The following is a 17123-nucleotide window of genomic DNA, read 5'->3' on the forward strand; positions in this document are numbered from 1 at the left end:
AAAATTGAATACCGATATCAAATAGTAACAAGAAAATAAACCGAAAACGCTGTGAAAATTAATGAGTTTAAGACTGAAAGGTCAAAAATAAGGTTAAGTTAGTAAGGGCGCACGGTGGATGCCTTGGCACTAGGAGCCGAAGAAGGACGTGACAAACGACGAAATGCCTCGGGGAGCTGTAAGTAAGCTTCGATCCGGGGATGTCCGAATGGGGGAACCCAACAGGTTGATGCCTGTTACCCATTTCTGTTAAGGGAATGAGGAGGAAGACGCAGTGAACTGAAACATCTAAGTAGCTGCAGGAAGAGAAAGCAAAAGCGATTGCCTTAGTAGCGGCGAGCGAAGAGGCAGGAGGGCAAACCGAAGAGTTTACTCTTCGGGGTTGTAGGACTGCAATGTGGACTCAGAATTTATAGAAGAATGACTTGGGAAAGTCAGCCAAAGAGAGTAATAGCCTCGTATTTTAAATAGATTCTGTACCTAGCAGTATCCTGAGTACGGCGGGACACGTGAAATCCCGTCGGAATCTGGGAGGACCATCTCCCAACCCTAAATACTCCCTAGTGACCGATAGTGAACCAGTACCGTGAGGGAAAGGTGAAAAGCACCCCGGGAGGGGAGTGAAATAGAACCTGAAACCGTGTGCCTACAACAAGTTCGAGCCCGTTCATGGGTGAGAGCGTGCCTTTTGTAGAATGAACCGGCGAGTTACGTTATGATGCGAGGTTAAGTTGAAGAGACGGAGCCGTAGGGAAACCGAGTCTGAATAGGGCGCTTTAGTATCATGATGTAGACCCGAAACCATGTGACCTACCCATGAGCAGGTTGAAGGTGCGGTAAAACGCACTGGAGGACCGAACCAGGGCACGTTGAAAAGTGCTTGGATGACTTGTGGGTAGCGGAGAAATTCCAAACGAACTTGGAGATAGCTGGTTCTCTCCGAAATAGCTTTAGGGCTAGCGTCGACATCAAGATTCTTGGAGGTAGAGCACTGTTTGGGTGAGGGGTCCATCCCGGATTACCAATCTCAGATAAACTCCGAATGCCAATGAATTATGGTCGGCAGTCAGACTGCGAGTGCTAAGATCCGTAGTCGAAAGGGAAACAGCCCAGACCACCAGCTAAGGTCCCAAAATAATTGTTAAGTGGAAAAGGATGTGGGGTTGCACAGACAACTAGGATGTTAGCTTAGAAGCAGCTATTCATTCAAAGAGTGCGTAATAGCTCACTAGTCGAGTGACCCTGCGCCGAAAATGTACCGGGGCTAAAACAATTTACCGAAGCTGTGGATACCTTTTATAGGTATGGTAGGAGAGCGTTCTATGTGTGGAGAAGGTGTACCGTGAGGAGCGCTGGAACGCATAGAAGTGAGAATGCCGGTATGAGTAGCGCAAGACAGGTGAGAATCCTGTCCACCGTAAGACTAAGGTTTCCAGGGGAAGGCTCGTCCGCCCTGGGTTAGTCGGGACCTAAGGAGAGACCGAAAGGTGTATCCGATGGCCAACAGGTTGAGATTCCTGTACTAGAGTATGAAGTGATGGAGGGACGCAGTAGGCTAACTCGTGCGTACGATTGGATGTACGTCTAAGCAGTGAGGCGTGGTATGAGTCAAATGCTTATACCTCTAACGTTGAGCTGTGATGGGGAGCGAAGTTTAGTAGCGAGTGAGTGATGTCACACTGCCAAGAAAAGCTTCTAGCGTTGTATCATACTCTACCCGTACCGCAAACCGACACAGGTAGTCGAGGCGAGTAGCCTCAGGTGAGCGAGAGAACTCTCGTTAAGGAACTCGGCAAAATGACCCCGTAACTTCGGGAGAAGGGGTGCTGACTTTGGTCAGCCGCAGTGAATAGGCCCAAGCAACTGTTTATCAAAAACACAGCTCTCTGCTAAATCGTAAGATGATGTATAGGGGGTGACGCCTGCCCGGTGCTGGAAGGTTAAGAGGAGTGCTTAGCGGTAACGCGAAGGTATGAATTGAAGCCCCAGTAAACGGCGGCCGTAACTATAACGGTCCTAAGGTAGCGAAATTCCTTGTCGGGTAAGTTCCGACCCGCACGAAAGGCGTAATGATTTGGGCACTGTCTCAACGAGAGACTCGGTGAAATTTTAGTACCTGTGAAGATGCAGGTTACCCGCGACAGGACGGAAAGACCCCATGGAGCTTTACTGCAGTTTGATATTGAGTGTCTGTGCCACATGTACAGGATAGGTAGGAGCCTATGAAATCGGGACGCCAGTTTCGATGGAGGCGTTGTTGGGATACTACCCTTGTGTTATGGCCACTCTAACCCGGTAGGTTTATCATCTACGGAGACAGTGTCTGACGGGCAGTTTGACTGGGGCGGTCGCCTCCTAAAAGGTAACGGAGGCGCCCAAAGGTTCCCTCAGACTGGTTGGAAATCAGTCGCAGAGTGTAAAGGTATAAGGGAGCTTGACTGCGAGAGCTACAACTCGAGCAGGGACGAAAGTCGGGCTTAGTGATCCGGTGGTTCCGCATGGAAGGGCCATCGCTCAACGGATAAAAGCTACCCTGGGGATAACAGGCTTATCTCCCCCAAGAGTTCACATCGACGGGGAGGTTTGGCACCTCGATGTCGGCTCGTCGCATCCTGGGGCTGTAGTCGGTCCCAAGGGTTGGGCTGTTCGCCCATTAAAGCGGCACGCGAGCTGGGTTCAGAACGTCGTGAGACAGTTCGGTCCCTATCCGTCGCGGGCGTAGGAAATTTGAGAGGATCTGCTCCTAGTACGAGAGGACCAGAGTGGACTTACCGCTGGTGTACCAGTTGTTCTGCCAAGAGCATCGCTGGGTAGCTATGTAGGGAAGGGATAAACGCTGAAAGCATCTAAGTGTGAAACCCACCTCAAGATGAGATTTCCCATAACGCAAGTTAGTAAGAGCCCTGAGAGAAGATCAGGTTGATAGGTTAGAAGTGGAAGTGTGGTGACACATGGAGCGGACTAATACTAATCGCTCGAGGACTTATCCTAGAATAAGAGCTTCATCAGAGTGCAGCGAATGGTTTAGAGGAATGTGAGATTTGATATTGTATTCAATTTTGAGTTGACAAGGCTTGTCTGAGAGGACAGGACAGTTAATTCAATAGTTAAGTGACGATAGCCTAGGAGATACACCTGTACCCATGCCGAACACAGCAGTTAAGCCCTAGAACGCCGGAAGTAGTTGGGGGTTGCCCCCTGTGAGATATGGTAGTCGCTTAGCGAAGGGAGTTTAGCTCAGCTGGGAGAGCATCTGCCTTACAAGCAGAGGGTCAGCGGTTCGATCCCGTTAACTCCCATATTCTGAAAAGAATAGGTCCCGTAGTGTAGCGGTTATCACGTCGCCCTGTCACGGCGAAGATCGCGGGTTCGATTCCCGTCGGGACCGTTGAAGTCGAGAAGATTTCAATAAAAGTAAGAGACTCGTTAGCTCAGTTGGTAGAGCATTTGACTTTTAATCAAAGGGTCACTGGTTCGAGCCCAGTACGGGTCATAAGAGCGGGTTTGGCGGAATTGGCAGACGCACCAGATTTAGGATCTGGCGCTTTAGGGCGTGGGGGTTCAAGTCCCTTAACCCGCATATAAGATAATAATGAGCCGGCTTAGCTCAGTTGGTAGAGCATCTGATTTGTAATCAGAGGGTCGCGTGTTCAAGTCATGTAGCCGGCATTTTTGAATAGGATGCGAACGTAGTTCAGTGGTAGAACATCACCTTGCCAAGGTGGGGGTCGCGGGTTCGAATCCCGTCGTTCGCTTGAGGCGGCCGGGGTGGCGGAACTGGCAGACGCACAGGACTTAAAATCCTGCGATTGGTAACGATCGTACCGGTTCGATTCCGGTCCTCGGCATAGACTTGTAAGAGGCAGTAGAAGAAGATGAGCACCCTTAGCTCAACTGGATAGAGTACCTGACTACGAATCAGGCGGTTAGAGGTTCGACTCCTCTAGGGTGCATTAAATTATTTGATTTTTTCTTAATTTTTGCTATAATGATTTTAATATGAATAGTGAGCACCCTTAGCTCAACTGGATAGAGTACCTGACTACGAATCAGGCGGTTAGAGGTTCGACTCCTCTAGGGTGCATTTGGAAGCGAAGTCTTAGGGCTCCGTTTTTAGATTGTTTAAGCACCGGGAAGTAGCTCAGCTTGGTAGAGTACTTGGTTTGGGACCAAGGTGTCGCAGGTTCGAATCCTGTCTTCCCGACTAGATAACATCAAAGATAGATATACTGATCTATCTTTTTTGTTTTTAAGAAAACTGTTTGTTCATTATCTGAAACTTAGCTAACATATGTTGTTGAGCTCTTTTAGTTATAGTCGGATTTAATAAGTAATACAATCTTTTAGAACTACTGGTCTTGTCTCTTTATATAATCCTATTTGAAAGCATGGGATTTGATTATTCAACTAGATTTAGTTTGATTTTAAAGTCTAGTGTTCTGGGAGTTTAGTCTGTATCAAGCTGCTCAAATGTACTTTTCATTTGAGATGAGTAATATTAAAGATAAAAACCTCTGATAGCAGTGTTTGTTGCTTTCAGAGGTTTTTATATGTGCTGAGTTTGATTTACTACATCAAAGAGTATTCGTCAGATAGCATAATGGTTTCTTTACCCTTGTTATCAACGATGTAGACTTTTCTGGGAAAGAAAGGGTCAAATTGGTAGTTTAAATCAAATGAAATAATAGTGTTGAAGTTTTTTTGTGAGAATCGTAGAGATACTCTTCCTTGGCTATTGATGATTTCAAACTTGAGGACTGGGCGAAGTTCGAAGACTCCTTTGAGATTGTTATCAATAACGTACCAGAATGAGTCTATAATTTCTTCAGGGAGGCTCGTCATGATGCCAAAGCTGGCATATCGGCCGAGAGTATTTGTAAATGCCATGGGAGACTCCTTTCTTACGGTCTGGATTTTCTTATATGATACCCGAAAATGCTTGAGATTGCAAGAATTTGACCTCTGGTGAGGACGAATTAGACAAAAGAAAAAGAGCTTACGCTCTTTGACAACTTTATCGATTCTTTAGTTCAACATAACGTTTGTACCAAATATTGACATAGGCATCTGAAAATGGACCTCTTCCGTTGTTAATCCAATCAACTAGGATTTTGACATTTTCTTTGAGAATGAAATCCAAATCATCAGAATAGTGCATCTGTTTTTTGTGACGTTCATATTCTTCTACATCCAACAGGCGTTTTTCACCATCAGCAAAGACTTTGACGTCTAAATCATAGTCAATGTATTTTAGAGCTTCATTATCCAGATAGTAAGGGCTGGCTAGGTTGCAGTAGTATGAAGTTCCATTGTCTCGAATCATGGCAATGATATTAAACCAGTATTTTTTATGAAAATAGACAATGGCAGGTTCACGTGTTACCCAACGTCGGCCATCACTTTCTGTCACCAGTGTGTGGTCATTAACACCAATAATGGCGTTTTCTGTTGTCTTTAGTACCATGGTATCTCGCCAGGTGCGGTGAAGATTCCCATCATGCTTATAACTTTGAATTGTAATAAAGTCGCCTTCTTTTGGAAGTTTCATAACTTACCAACTTTCTACAATTTATAAGTTTATCTTCTTTATTGTAACATATTTTCATAGAAATGCATAAGTTTTCATAGAAAATCTTAAAGATATTCTCTCAGAGCGCTGGCGATGTCGGAGAAATCATAGCCTTTGCGAGCTAGAGCTTGGGTCAGACGCTGTTTTAAGTCATAGCCGTCGTATTTTTTTGAGTACTTGCGGTATTGCTTGTCTAGCTCTTTATAGAGCAGTTCTTGCTGGTTTTCTTGGTCTTCTTCGATTTCCAAATGCTGATAGGCGGTTTTGGCTTGACTATAGGAAAAACCTTTGTTTATCAAGGATTGAAGAATTTTATCTTGTAAGGCCTTGCTGGGCAGTTTTCCCTGGTATTTTCTGAGCAGCTTTTGGGCAACCTTGTCTGTTAGTTCAGTCAAATCAAACTGGCTCAATTCGTCTTCAATAATAGTGCTAGAAATCCCTTTTTGACTGAGTTTTTGCTTGAGAACAAAAGCGCCTTTGTCACCAGTGAGAAGGTTGGATTGGATAAAAGAATGAGCATATTTTCTATCATTAATCCAATTATCCTTTTTTAGATTGTCCAAAACATGGCTGATGGTTTCTGGTTGGATGTCGTGCTGCGTTAAGTAGTCTTTAACTTCCTTAGCAGTTCTTTGCTTGAAGGAGAGATGGTAAAGAGCTAGATTTTTTCCGTAAGAAAATTGGGCATAGTTTTGAATTTCTGATAGCTCCTGCTCTGTGATTTCCATTCCTTTGGACAGCATGAAGCGGACGATGGTGTCTTCTGTAATATAGAGCTTTTCACTGCCGTCCAACTCCAAGAGGTAGAGTCTTTTTTTCTTTTCGATTTTTGTGATTTTCATAGGGGATTTTGGTAAAGTCCTTTCTTTTAGCCAAACGCTTCAAAGGCAGCAATCAAGCGCAGTTTGTCTGTATCAATATCCTTCCTGCCATAGTAGTCAAGAAAGAGCTCTGCGTATCTAGGATCAGATAAATTATAAGTAAGAGACCAGATCGCCCAGTAAAGGTCAATGTGGCGATCACTAAGGCCAGCGAGGCCAACGTCAATAAAGCAGGAGAAGGTTGTTGCGTCTTTCAGAATGAAATTAGGCAAGCAGGCATCTCCATGAATCAAGGCGTCCGCCGTCAGTAGGTTTCCCTGCTCTTGGATAAGCTGGTATGCTTCCTCTCGACTTTTGATATGAAATTGAGGCAGCAAGGCTTTTTGATAAAAGCATCCTTTCCGATAATTTTCCTCTGCTTGTTCTTTGTAGTGTTGAAGGCGATGCTGGATTGGGAAATGCTGGGGTTGGATGCTGTGAAGTCTTTTAAGTGCGGCAGCCATCGTTTGGCAAAGCTCTTCCGGCTGTTGGAGAAAGGCTAGGGCGTCCTTGCCCTCGGCTTCTTTAGTCAGCAGGTAGTCTTTATCTGCTGTCAGGTAGTGAATGACAGGTACACCGAGTCCTTGCTCTTCAAACCATTTGGCAAGTGTGGCTTCTTGGGCTAACTGGCCTTTTTGGTCGATTTTCAAATAATAGCCTGTATCAGCATAGAAAACACTGGCTGCAGAATGTGAGGAGCTGTCGTAAAAGTTGGCTCCCTCTAGATAAGTTCGTATTTGCTCAGGGAATTGGGCTAGTGGAAGGGATATTTTTTCTGCTTTCATACTTTTATTGTAACATATTCTCAACTAATGCGAGGCAGCGTGGTATAATAGAAACATGAATGTGAAAGTGAAGCAAAGAATCCCTTTGAAAATTAAAAAAATGGGGATTAATGGTGAAGGGATTGGATTTTATAAGAAAACGCTGGTCTTTGTTCCCGGTGCTTTGAAAGGTGAGGAAGTCTACTGTCAGGTGACCAAGGTTCAGCGTAATTTCATCGAGGCCAAGCTCTTGACCATCAACAAACGGTCGAAATTTCGGGTGGAGGCGCCTTGTGAGATTTATGATAGCTGTGGGGGCTGTCAAATCATGCATCTCCACTATGACAAGCAGTTGGAGTTTAAGGAAGATTTGCTGCGTCAGGCTTTGAAAAAATTTGCGCCAGCTGGTTATGAGAACTACGAGATTCGTCCGACCATTGGTATGCAGGAGCCGCTCTATTATCGGGCTAAACTGCAGTTTCAGACTCGGAAGTTTAAGGATGAGGTCAAGGCGGGGCTCTATGCCCAGAATTCCCACTATCTGGTCTCGCTGAAAAACTGTCTGGTTCAGGACAAGGTAACGCAAAAGATCATCAATAAGGTGGCTCGGCTTTTAGGAAAGTACAGGCTGCCTATCTATGATGAGAGAAAGACAGCTGGAGTACGCACGGTCATGATTCGCAGGGCCAGAAAGACGGGTCAGGTCCAGATGATTTTTGTGACAGGGCGCAAACTGGACTTTTCTCCAGTCGTTCGAGATCTAGTGGCTGAATTTCCTGAGTTGGAAACAGTCGCGGTCAATTATCATACGAGCAAGTCCAGTGAGATTTATGGAGATAAGACAGAGATTATCTGGGGTGAGGAGGCTATCCAAGAAGGAGTGCTGGATTATGAGTTCTCCCTGTCGCCTCGAGCTTTCTATCAGCTCAATCCTGAGCAGACAGAGGTGCTCTACAGGGAGGCGGTTAAGGCGCTGGATGTGACGGAAGAAGACCATTTGATAGATGCCTATTGTGGAGTTGGGACCATCGGCTTTGCCTTTGCTAGACGGGTCAAGTCTCTGAGGGGCATGGACATCATCCCTGAGGCCATTGAAGACGCTAAGCGCAATGCAAAAAGGATGGGCTTTGACAATACGCTCTACGAGGCTGGGACGGCAGAGGAGATTATTCCTCGCTGGTATGCGGAGGGCTATCGGGCGGATGCCTTGATTGTTGACCCACCGCGAACTGGTCTGGACGATAAACTGCTGGAGACAATTGTCCGTTATGCACCTGAAAAGATGGTCTACGTTTCCTGCAATGTCTCAACTCTGGCTCGGGATTTGGTCAAGCTATGTCAGGTCTACGATGTTCACTATATCCAGTCGGTTGATATGTTTCCGCATACTGCTCGGACCGAGGCAGTGGTGAAATTATCCAAGCGAGATAGCTCTCGTTTGAATTAATTAGAAATGGCTCGCTAGAGTTGATAAATCATTCTAAAAAGGACTTAGTTTTCTCTAATACAGAGCTAAGTCTTTTCTTTTGTCAAGATTGCAATGGATTTATAGGAAGATTAGTCCACACCTAATTAATTAGTCACAAAAAGAGAACACTCGTTAAGTGTTCTCCAATGGCAATCAGTTATATTAGAATAAACCGAAGACTAGGACTGCAAGGACGGCACCAATAATTGGTCCGACAACTGGAATCCAAGCATAGCTCCAATCACCATCACCTTTGTTTGGAATAGGAAGAAGACTGTGCATGATGCGAGGTCCTAAGTCACGAGCAGGGTTGAGGGCGTAGCCAGTTGTTCCACCAAGTGATAGACCAATTCCGATAATCAATGTTCCGACTGCAAAAGTGCCAATGCCTGCTTGCAGCTTATAAAGTCCTAGAGCGAAGATAGTCAGCACAAGGACAAAAGTTCCAAGGATTTCGCTAATCAGGTTAGAGAAGGTATCTTTGATAGCTGGGCCTGTGCTGAATGTGCCTAGGACGTTAGCTGGATTTTTTTCAGCTAGATAGTGAGGTTTGAACTGTAGGAAAACGAGGAACTGTCCGACCATAGCACCAGCAAATTGAGCGAGGATATACGGAAGAACAGATGCCCAAGGCAAATCACCTTTCAGAGCTACTCCGAGAGTTAGGGCAGGATTCAGATGGGCTGGTCCAAGGTTGCCGGATACAAAAGCAGCGATAGCAACGGCAATCCCCCATCCCATGGTAATCACAATCCAACCTGAATTGTGACTCTTTGTTTTAGGAAGAACCACACCTGCAACTACACCATTTCCCAAAAGGAGCAAGAGCAGTGTTCCTAAAAATTCGCCAAATATTTCTTTCATCATTTATGTTACTCCATTTAAAAGAAGGGGTGGCAGACAGTTGTTTTGCCTACCGCCTCTTCTCGTATTTTCTATTTTTTTAATTCTTCTAAATCGTTATTTGCAAGGGCAGCTTGAACATCTTTTCGATAAGCTGCTTTTTCTTCTTCTGTCCAGTCGTAGAATCGTCCCATTTCATCCAGAACAGGCTCTACAATCGCATCTAAGCTATCCCGCATAAAGAGCATGTGGTTTGTCCGGCGAAGCAAAAAGTCAACTGGGCTGAGCGCTAATTCATTACGCATAGCATAATGCAGTGACAAGGTATCCGCTAGGCTGAGACCTGGTGCTTCTTCGATACTGTGAGCGAGGGCAAAGACTTTAGGAGCATTTGAACCGTAAAGATTTGCAAGATAGAAGGCTTCTTTGCTGTCTAAGCCACGTGAGACACCAAGTTGAGCAAATGCTTCGATTTCGGAATCCACATTTGCTGGATTGAGCTCTCCGCCTGAAACAGGGTAGGTCTTAGAGTTGATGAGCTTGAAGCTGCGGTCAAATTCTGCTTTGAGGATTTCAACCACACGCTCCATAGCGCCTTCAGCCATCTTACGATAGTCCGTAATCTTACCGCCAGCAAGGGTCAAGAGGCCATTGTTATCACGTTCCAAGCTGGAACCGCGGGACACAGCAGATGGGTCCAAGTGTTTTTCAGAAGTGCTGCTTTCGAGTTGCATAACAGCCGATTCAACATCCTCACGGGATTTTTCTTTAGCCAAATAGCTTTCAACGGTCGCAATCAGTGCATTGAAACTTTCATCGCTAATGGTACCGTTGTTTCCGCCGTTATAGTCAGAAGCGCTGTTTCCTGCGATCAGAGGACGCAGACCTGCCCAGCTGCTTTCGATGTCGTCAATCGTGATGTTTGCTTCTGGGAAGCGATTATTGACAATGCCCAAAAGGTAATCCACATCTTCTTGTGTTACTTTTGGATGCTCTAGGTCGCCAGTGTAGTCGGTGTCAGTCGTACCAAAGTAGGTTTTATTTTCACGCGGAAGAACAAAGACCATCCGGCCGTCTCCCAAGCCTGTGTCAAAGTAGACTGGCTGAGAAACCTTGATCTTGCTAGAGTCAACCACCAAGTGAACCCCCTTTGTTGGACGCATTTGAGAATATTGCTCACCGTCATTTGACAGATTGCGCACGCTGTCGCTCCAAGGTCCAGTTGTGTTGATGACCAAGCGAGCCTTGATTTCAAAGACTTCATCCGTCAAGAGGTCACGCGCAACAACGCCTGTAATCTTTCCAGAATCGTCAAAGAGGAAACCTTCTGCTTTGACATGGTTGGCAATCAGGGCGCCGTCTTGGTTGGCGCGTTTGATATTTTCAATCACGAGACGTGCGTCGTTGTTGCGGAAGTCAAGATAGACACCACCGCCGACTAAGCCTTCCTTCTTAAGTTCAGGTTCCCGTTCTAAGACTTCTTCCTTACTCAAGACCTTGTTGGCAGCAGGAGTGTTGTTAACACCAGCCAAGAGGTCATAGAGGTCCATAGCCACTTTGAGACGGAAGAGACTGAAAGTAGCACCCTCTTCTTCGTAGACAGGAAGTAGCATAGGATCTGGTTTTGGAATATGAGGGGCAATTTGCTGGACCACAGCACGCTCAGAAACTGTATCTGAGACCACCTCTACGTCGAATTGCTTGAGGTAACGAAGGCCACCATGGACCAATTTCGTAGAGCGGCTAGAAGTCCCTTCGGCAAAGTCCTGCATTTCAATCAGACCAGTCTCCAGGCCACTTGCAGCTGCTTGCAAGGCTACTCCAGCACCGGTAATCCCACCGCCAATAATCAGGAGGTCCAAGGTGCGTTCCTGCATTTTTTTTATCGATAATTCACGTGTTTTCTTTGAAAATTCCATAATTACACACTTTCTAACTTAGTCGTTTCCTGCTTCTGCTGACTTTATCATCAAAATAAGAATCAGTATTAGTCATCGATTTCCGCAAAGACTTGGGTTGCCTTAACGGCTTTTTTCCATCCTTTGTAGAGTTGTTCCTTACGGGATTCATTCATAGACGGCTCAAAGAGTTCTCCTGTTTCATTGAGAGTGCGGAGTTCGTCTAAGTCTTTCCAGTAGCCTACTGACAGTCCTGCCAAGAAGGCTGCACCAAGAGCAGTTGTTTCTAAGTTTTTAGCACGGGCAATATCGATTCCCAAAATGTCAGCCTGGAACTGCATGAGGAAGTTGTTCATAGCAGCACCGCCGTCTACTTTGAGGACTTGAATAGCAGTCTTAGCGTCCACCTGCATGGTATCAATGATGTCTCGTACTTGGTAAGCGATGGATTGCAGGGTAGCCTTGATAAAGTCTTCCTTGCTGGTTCCGCGGGTCAAGCCAAAGACAGAACCACGTGCATTTTGATCCCAGTAGGGAGCGCCCAGGCCTGTAAAGGCAGGTACGACATAGACTTCGTCATTATTGTGAGAATTGAGAGCATATTTTTCAGATTCTGGTGAATTTTCAACCATCCGAAGACCGTCGCGTAGCCATTGAATAGCACTTCCGGCAATGAAGATAGAACCTTCTAAGGCATAGTAAACTTTGCCGTTGATACCGTAGCCAATGGTTGTCAAGAGGTTGTTTTCAGATAGTTGCATCTCTTCACCAGTATTCATGATGATGAAGGAACCAGTTCCGTAAGTATTCTTAACCATGCCAGGCTCAAAAGCTAGCTGTCCAAAGAGCGCTGCCTGCTGGTCACCAGCCATACCAGAGATTGGAACTTCTCCACCGTAGAAATGGAATGGAGCAGTCTTACCATAGATTTCTGAGTTAGAACGAACTTCTGGAAGCATGGCCTTTGGAATATTAAGGATTTCCAAAATCTCTTCATCCCATTTAAGTTCCTTGATGTTATAGAGCATGGTACGGGCTGCATTTGAGTAGTCAGTCACGTGAGAAGCCCCGTCAGTCAATTTCCAAACCAGCCAGGTATCAATAGTACCAAAGAGCAATTCGCCCTTTTCAGCTCTTTCTTGCGCTCCCTCTACATGATCTAAAATCCAGCGAACCTTGGTAGCAGAGAAGTAAGCGTCAATAATCAAACCAGTCTTTTCATGGAATTTTTCCACATAGCCTTGGCTTTTCAGTTGTTCAGCCAGAGGAGCAGTCTGGCGAGATTGCCAAACGATAGCATTGTAGATAGGAAGACCAGTATTCTTATCCCAGACGACAGTTGTTTCACGCTGGTTGGTGATTCCGATAGCTTCGATTTGATTAGGTTTTACCCCACTTTCGATGAAGGCACCTGCGATAACGGATTGAACAGAGTTCCAAATTTCATTGGCATTATGCTCAACCCATCCAGCTTGAGGGAAAATCTGAGTAAATTCTTTTTGACTGGAGCTAACTTTTTCTCCTTTTTTGTTAAAGATGATGGCGCGGGAACTAGTAGTTCCTTGGTCGATGGCCATGATGTATTTTTCTTGTGACATGAACTGTCCTCCTAGTAAAAATCTTGAGGATGTTTCCTCTACAGTAACTAGTATATAAAATAAAGCGCTTTCTTGCTCCTCAACTTTTTTTAAATTTTAAAAAAAGTTGAGGAGATTGTGCGAAAATCACAAAGAAGAGAGTGGGACAGAAATCGGTAATTCGTTAGAATTCGATTTCGTCGTCCTACCTCCGCACAGTTGAGTAGGGCTGTAAAAGCTGATGAAATCAGCGTAGTAGAGCCCACTCAACCACTGCGTCTTGCTCGACAATCCAAAGATAATTGAGAGGCTAGGACTTTTGTCCCAGCCTCTTCTCAATGAAATATCATGTGACGGATCTGAGCCAAATCTTCCAAATCCAAGTCATTTTTTAAATAATAGACGGGAATCTGTTGGTCCTGATGGATGGGATTGTTGGTGATGATGAGGTCATAATTTCTGGTAAGGTCGTAGGATTCAATCGTAATAAAGCGATTGTACTCTAAGTACCGCCTTAAAATGGCTGTCATCCTAGAAACAACGATAAAGCTATCTGTTAAGTCCATGCCTATCTTGATGACTTGACCGTCATTTTCAGCAATGTACTCCATCAGCTGGAGCCATTCCCACAACACCTTTTTATCCAGAGATGTTCCCTGCTGGAAAATAGGCAGTTTGCTAAAAATAGTGTCTGCCACTTGTCGATAATCGTCTTCGCTCCATAAGTAAGGATGGCGCAATTCCAAATCATGCTTGTATTTGTCTTGCAAGAGACAGCCTTTGAAAAGAAAGACATGGGCGCAGAGCTGACTGAGTTCGTAGGTCACTTGATCTTCGATGTAGTCACCAAGCAAGTCCTGGCCCTTCATCTCTTGAATGAGTTGCGTAATCAGACCGGCAATTTCACCGCCAAAGCCCAGAATATACTCCATGGTGTGCAGAGGCAGAATCCGATGGGAAAGCAGAAATGAAAAGAAAATCATCATTTCCCCGTCTTCCTGACTCAGAGTGATGTGCTGTCCGGCAAAGAAATCATTTGTTCGGCGATGCAAGCGTTGATAGAAGATGTTTTCAAAATAGCCCTGCATTTTCTGCTCGATGTTTTGGAATTGACAGGCATTGACTCTTAGGCGCTGTTGGGTAATATGTGCCCAAAGAGCCAAGTCCAATCGCTGTCCTTGAGAGAGTTGGGCTCCACAGAGTTCTTCTAAGACGGCAACTTCCTGCCTTCTTTCTGGTTTTTGAAGTTCTTTTTCCCAATCTTGACTAGACCAAACCTTACGAAAGAGGCAGAAATAAAAATAGCGGATCTGGTGCTCAGGACCTTTTAAGCGGCCGTTTTGGATAGATAGCTCAAACTCTGATAAAATCTGATTTAGCCCGGATATATGACGGCCGAGTGTTGCTTCACTGATCATCAGTTCCTGAGCTAATTGATGGGCTAAAAACTGCTGATGATAGAGTAAGTGGTTTAAAATCAGGTATTTGATGGCATTGCCCAAAAAGAGTCTGCGAATATCCCGTCCCTTGGTATCCGGTCCGATGGACAGACTGAGCATTTCGTTCTGAAGCTGGATGGATACGGCTGCATGATGGTCCATAGCCTTGTCGTTAATCAAGCTAATGTACTTGGTCAAGGTTGCTTTCGAGAAGCCTGTTTCAGACATAACGTCCTTCAAACTGGATGTAGAATGCTGCTGTAAATAAGACAGGACAATAAACTGCCCCGCTTCACTCTTTTCCATTAAGTCTGCAAGATACATACGAAAACCCTCTCAATTCACTAATCTTAGCTTATCACAAAAGGGAAAAAAGACGAAGCAATGTGCTTTATATTTTCTTATCGTTGTCTAAGGAAATAATACAATGAAACAATCTGTCATCATGTCTATCTTAATTCGCTATTCCATTTCTTTTGAACAAGTATAAGAGGAGCAGATACTCACACTTTTTTTGCTTTGAGTTTGATAGCTTTTTTATGATATAATTGTAGAAAAATGACGACGAGGGAGCAGCTATGGATAATGTGATTGATTTGTCTATCCCAGTGGCAGAAGTGATTGAGAAGCAGCCTGAAGTTTTGGATGTTTTGGTCGAGTTGGGCTTTACGCCTCTGGCCAATCCTGTCATGCGAAATACTGTCGGGCGTGTGGTTTCTATCAAAAAAGGAGCTGGTATGAATGGCATTGACCTGAATAAAATCAAGCAAACTCTGGAATTAAACGGCTATGAAGTGGTGGGGATTTAGGAATGGCTACTGAACGCATTGAAGTCCTCAAGTCTATCTTGCTGGACCTACATAACGGTGCTTCTGCAGAGTCCGTTCAGGAGCTCTTCAACGAGCATTTTGCTGGTGTGTCTGCTATCGAAATTAGCCTGATGGAGCATGAGCTAATGAACTCAGATACGGGAGTGACCTTCGAAGATGTCATGTCCCTCTGCAATGTCCATGCCAACCTCTTTAAAGGAGCCATTCAGAATGTAGAGGTGGCTGATACCGACCATCCAGGCCATCCTGTTCAGATCTTCAAGCAGGAAAATCTAGCGCTGCGGGCAGCCCTCATTCGGGTTCGCAGGCTCCTATCTACCTATGAAAGCACAGAAGATGAGGAGCTTCTACCTGAAATCCGCAAGGGACTCCAGCGTCAGCTGGGTTTGGTGGGGCAGTTTGATATCCACTATCAGCGTAAGGAAGAGCTCATGTTTCCTATCATGGAGAGCTACGGCCACGATTCGCCGCCCAAGGTCATGTGGGGGGTAGACGACCAGATTCGGGACCTTTTCCAAGAGGCTAAGATTGCTGCAGAGCAGCTGCCGGATACTTCGATTGAAGAAGTCCAGGACAAGTTTGAGGTTTTTGCTGCTGAGTTTGAAGCTATGATTTTCAAGGAAGAGTCTATCCTTCTCATGATTCTCCTCGAGTCCTTTCATCAGGATGACTGGCTCAAGATTGCTGAGGAGAGTGATGCTTATGGCTATGCCATCATCAAGCCAACGGAGAAATGGATTCCTGCGCGGCACTCATTCTCGGAGGAGGAAGCTGGGGATGCTGCTGATGAAGGAAGCGAAGCGCCAGCCAGTACGGAGCAGACTAGTGATGGGAGATTTGAGCAGGTCATTGATACGCCGGATGGTCAGGTCACCATTTCCTTTAAGCCAAAGGAAAAGAAGGAGCCAGCCTTTAATCGGGACTCCCATCAGCCTTTTGGTCATGGATATCTGTCGGTGGCGGAGGCCAATCTGATTTTGGATCATCTGCCTATGGAGATTACCTTTGTCAATAAGGAGGATATTTTCCAGTATTATAATGACAGTGTGCCGGCGGACGAGATGATTTTCAAGCGGACGCCGTCCCAGATAGGGCGCAATGTCGAGCTCTGCCACCCGCCAAAGTTTTTGGACAAGGTGCGGCGGATTTTCAAGGCTCTGCGTGAGGGAGAGCGGGACAAGTTTGAGATGTGGTTCAAGTCGGAATCACGGGGCAAGTTTGTCCATGTGACCTATGCAGCAGTGCGAAATGAGGCTGGTGAATTTCAGGGGGTGCTAGAGTATGTACAGGACATTCAGCCCTTCCGTGACATTGACAGTGATTTTTACCGAGATTTGGACTAGCTATTTGCAGTTAGAAAGTGAGAAAAATGAGTTACGAACAAGATTTTTTACAGGAGTTTGAAGCTTGGGTCAAGACCCAGGTCATGATTAATGAGATGGCCCTCAAGGAGAGTCAGGCAGTCTATGAAGCGGACCAGGACGAACGGGCCAAGGAAGCAGCCATTCGCTATGAGAGTCGTCTAGATGCCTACCAGTTCCTTTTAGGGAAATTTGCCAACTATCAGGCGGGCAAAGGCTTCCACGACCTGCCAGATGGACTTTTTGGGGAGAGAAATTATTGATTTTTCGCTGGAAAGGTGATAGAATAGGTTCATCAGAGGTGTTTTGAATCCCACATTTTACAGAAAGTGGCGGTGCTGAGAAGTCCACGAATGTGTCAAGACTGGTTGCTGATGAGATGAAAAATTGAAATAAAAGTGTCTTTTTGTTTTAAAGACTAAAGTTGCGGGCGTCTCTGCCCGAAATTGGGTGGTACCGCGGATAAACACATTCGTCCCTGTCATGTAGATGGCAGGGGCATTTTTTATGGAAA

General features: G+C 45.4%; 12 protein-coding genes, 10 tRNA genes and 2 rRNA genes. 16 read left to right on the forward strand and 8 right to left on the reverse strand.

Features of this window, described 5'->3' with window-relative positions; genetic code table 11:
• Nucleotides 1-91 precede the first annotated feature (91 nt).
• The 12 genes from DQM55_RS02850 (at nucleotide 92) to DQM55_RS02905 (ending at nucleotide 4204) form a co-directional block, all read left to right on the forward strand.
• Nucleotides 92-2991: ribosomal RNA gene (locus tag DQM55_RS02850) — 23S ribosomal RNA — on the forward strand.
• Nucleotides 2992-3107: 116 nt separating this feature from the next.
• Nucleotides 3108-3223: ribosomal RNA gene (gene rrf / locus DQM55_RS02855) — 5S ribosomal RNA — on the forward strand.
• A gap of 3 nt (nucleotides 3224-3226) precedes the next feature.
• Nucleotides 3227-3299: transfer RNA gene (locus tag DQM55_RS02860), tRNA-Val, on the forward strand.
• Nucleotides 3300-3315: 16 nt separating this feature from the next.
• A tRNA-Asp gene (locus DQM55_RS02865) sits at nucleotides 3316-3388 on the forward strand.
• A gap of 32 nt (nucleotides 3389-3420) precedes the next feature.
• Nucleotides 3421-3493: transfer RNA gene (locus DQM55_RS02870), tRNA-Lys, on the forward strand.
• A 5-nt stretch (nucleotides 3494-3498) separates the two neighbouring features.
• Nucleotides 3499-3580: transfer RNA gene (locus DQM55_RS02875), tRNA-Leu, on the forward strand.
• 16 nt (nucleotides 3581-3596) lie between these two features.
• Nucleotides 3597-3669, forward strand: a tRNA-Thr gene (locus DQM55_RS02880).
• A gap of 14 nt (nucleotides 3670-3683) precedes the next feature.
• Nucleotides 3684-3755: transfer RNA gene (locus tag DQM55_RS02885), tRNA-Gly, on the forward strand.
• Nucleotides 3756-3762: 7 nt separating this feature from the next.
• Nucleotides 3763-3848: transfer RNA gene (locus DQM55_RS02890), tRNA-Leu, on the forward strand.
• Between the two features lie 31 nt (nucleotides 3849-3879).
• Nucleotides 3880-3953, forward strand: a tRNA-Arg gene (locus DQM55_RS02895).
• Between the two features lie 57 nt (nucleotides 3954-4010).
• Nucleotides 4011-4084: transfer RNA gene (locus DQM55_RS02900), tRNA-Arg, on the forward strand.
• 46 nt (nucleotides 4085-4130) lie between these two features.
• Nucleotides 4131-4204, forward strand: a tRNA-Pro gene (locus tag DQM55_RS02905).
• A gap of 365 nt (nucleotides 4205-4569) precedes the next feature.
• On the opposite strand, the gene DQM55_RS02910 is transcribed toward DQM55_RS02905, so the two are convergent.
• The 4 genes from DQM55_RS02910 to DQM55_RS02925 form a co-directional block, all read right to left on the reverse strand.
• Complete coding sequence (locus DQM55_RS02910) at nucleotides 4570-4887, reverse strand: DUF960 domain-containing protein (RefSeq protein WP_002905830.1); 318 nt, start codon at nucleotides 4885-4887, stop codon at nucleotides 4570-4572.
• A 127-nt stretch (nucleotides 4888-5014) separates the two neighbouring features.
• Nucleotides 5015-5548, reverse strand: a complete 534-nt coding sequence (gene ntdP, locus DQM55_RS02915; RefSeq protein ID WP_002896978.1) for a nucleoside tri-diphosphate phosphatase — start codon at nucleotides 5546-5548, stop codon at nucleotides 5015-5017.
• Nucleotides 5549-5634: 86 nt separating this feature from the next.
• Nucleotides 5635-6411: a recombination regulator RecX gene (recX, locus tag DQM55_RS02920; RefSeq protein WP_111675401.1), complete on the reverse strand. Its 777-nt coding sequence runs from the start codon at nucleotides 6409-6411 to the stop codon at nucleotides 5635-5637.
• A 26-nt stretch (nucleotides 6412-6437) separates the two neighbouring features.
• Nucleotides 6438-7214, reverse strand: a complete 777-nt coding sequence (locus tag DQM55_RS02925) for an aminoglycoside 3'-phosphotransferase (protein ID WP_111675402.1) — start codon at nucleotides 7212-7214, stop codon at nucleotides 6438-6440.
• 55 nt (nucleotides 7215-7269) lie between these two features.
• Between DQM55_RS02925 and rlmD the strand changes: the two genes are divergently transcribed.
• The gene (gene rlmD, locus DQM55_RS02930) at nucleotides 7270-8640 is read left to right on the forward strand and encodes a 23S rRNA (uracil(1939)-C(5))-methyltransferase RlmD (RefSeq protein ID WP_111675403.1); all 1371 of its coding nucleotides are present in this window, start codon (nucleotides 7270-7272) and stop codon (nucleotides 8638-8640) included.
• A gap of 183 nt (nucleotides 8641-8823) precedes the next feature.
• Here rlmD and DQM55_RS02935 read toward each other — a convergent pair whose 3' ends face one another.
• The 4 genes from DQM55_RS02935 to DQM55_RS02960 all read right to left on the reverse strand — a co-directional run bounded on the left by DQM55_RS02935 (nucleotide 8824) and on the right by DQM55_RS02960 (nucleotide 14742).
• Entirely contained in the window at nucleotides 8824-9528 is a 705-nt protein-coding gene (locus tag DQM55_RS02935) for an MIP/aquaporin family protein (protein WP_111675404.1), read from the reverse strand.
• 68 nt (nucleotides 9529-9596) lie between these two features.
• The gene (glpO, locus tag DQM55_RS02940) at nucleotides 9597-11423 is read right to left on the reverse strand and encodes a type 1 glycerol-3-phosphate oxidase (RefSeq protein WP_111675405.1); all 1827 of its coding nucleotides are present in this window, start codon (nucleotides 11421-11423) and stop codon (nucleotides 9597-9599) included.
• Between the two features lie 68 nt (nucleotides 11424-11491).
• A complete protein-coding gene (glpK, locus tag DQM55_RS02945; RefSeq protein ID WP_111675406.1) occupies nucleotides 11492-13000 on the reverse strand; it encodes a glycerol kinase GlpK in 1509 nt (502 codons plus the stop codon).
• A gap of 314 nt (nucleotides 13001-13314) precedes the next feature.
• Nucleotides 13315-14742, reverse strand: coding sequence for a helix-turn-helix domain-containing protein (locus tag DQM55_RS02960; protein ID WP_111675407.1), 1428 nt, complete (start codon nucleotides 14740-14742; stop codon nucleotides 13315-13317).
• Nucleotides 14743-14996: 254 nt separating this feature from the next.
• Here DQM55_RS02960 and DQM55_RS02965 point away from each other — a divergent pair, with 254 nt between their 5' ends.
• Genes DQM55_RS02965 through DQM55_RS02975 form a run of 3 tightly spaced genes read left to right on the forward strand, consistent with a single transcriptional unit; the run spans nucleotide 14997 to nucleotide 16872 of the window.
• Nucleotides 14997-15227, forward strand: coding sequence for a DUF1858 domain-containing protein (locus DQM55_RS02965; protein WP_002894544.1), 231 nt, complete (start codon nucleotides 14997-14999; stop codon nucleotides 15225-15227).
• Between the two features lie 2 nt (nucleotides 15228-15229).
• On the forward strand, nucleotides 15230-16591 hold the full coding sequence (locus DQM55_RS02970) for a DUF438 domain-containing protein (RefSeq protein ID WP_111675408.1): 1362 nt from the start codon (nucleotides 15230-15232) through the stop codon (nucleotides 16589-16591).
• 26 nt (nucleotides 16592-16617) lie between these two features.
• Complete coding sequence (locus tag DQM55_RS02975; protein ID WP_111675409.1) at nucleotides 16618-16872, forward strand: DUF1912 family protein; 255 nt, start codon at nucleotides 16618-16620, stop codon at nucleotides 16870-16872.
• The last annotated feature ends 251 nt before the right edge of the window (nucleotides 16873-17123 follow it).

This window comes from Streptococcus sanguinis, assembly GCF_900475275.1.
In the GTDB taxonomy this organism is placed as follows: Bacteria; Bacillota; Bacilli; order Lactobacillales; family Streptococcaceae; genus Streptococcus; species Streptococcus sanguinis_N.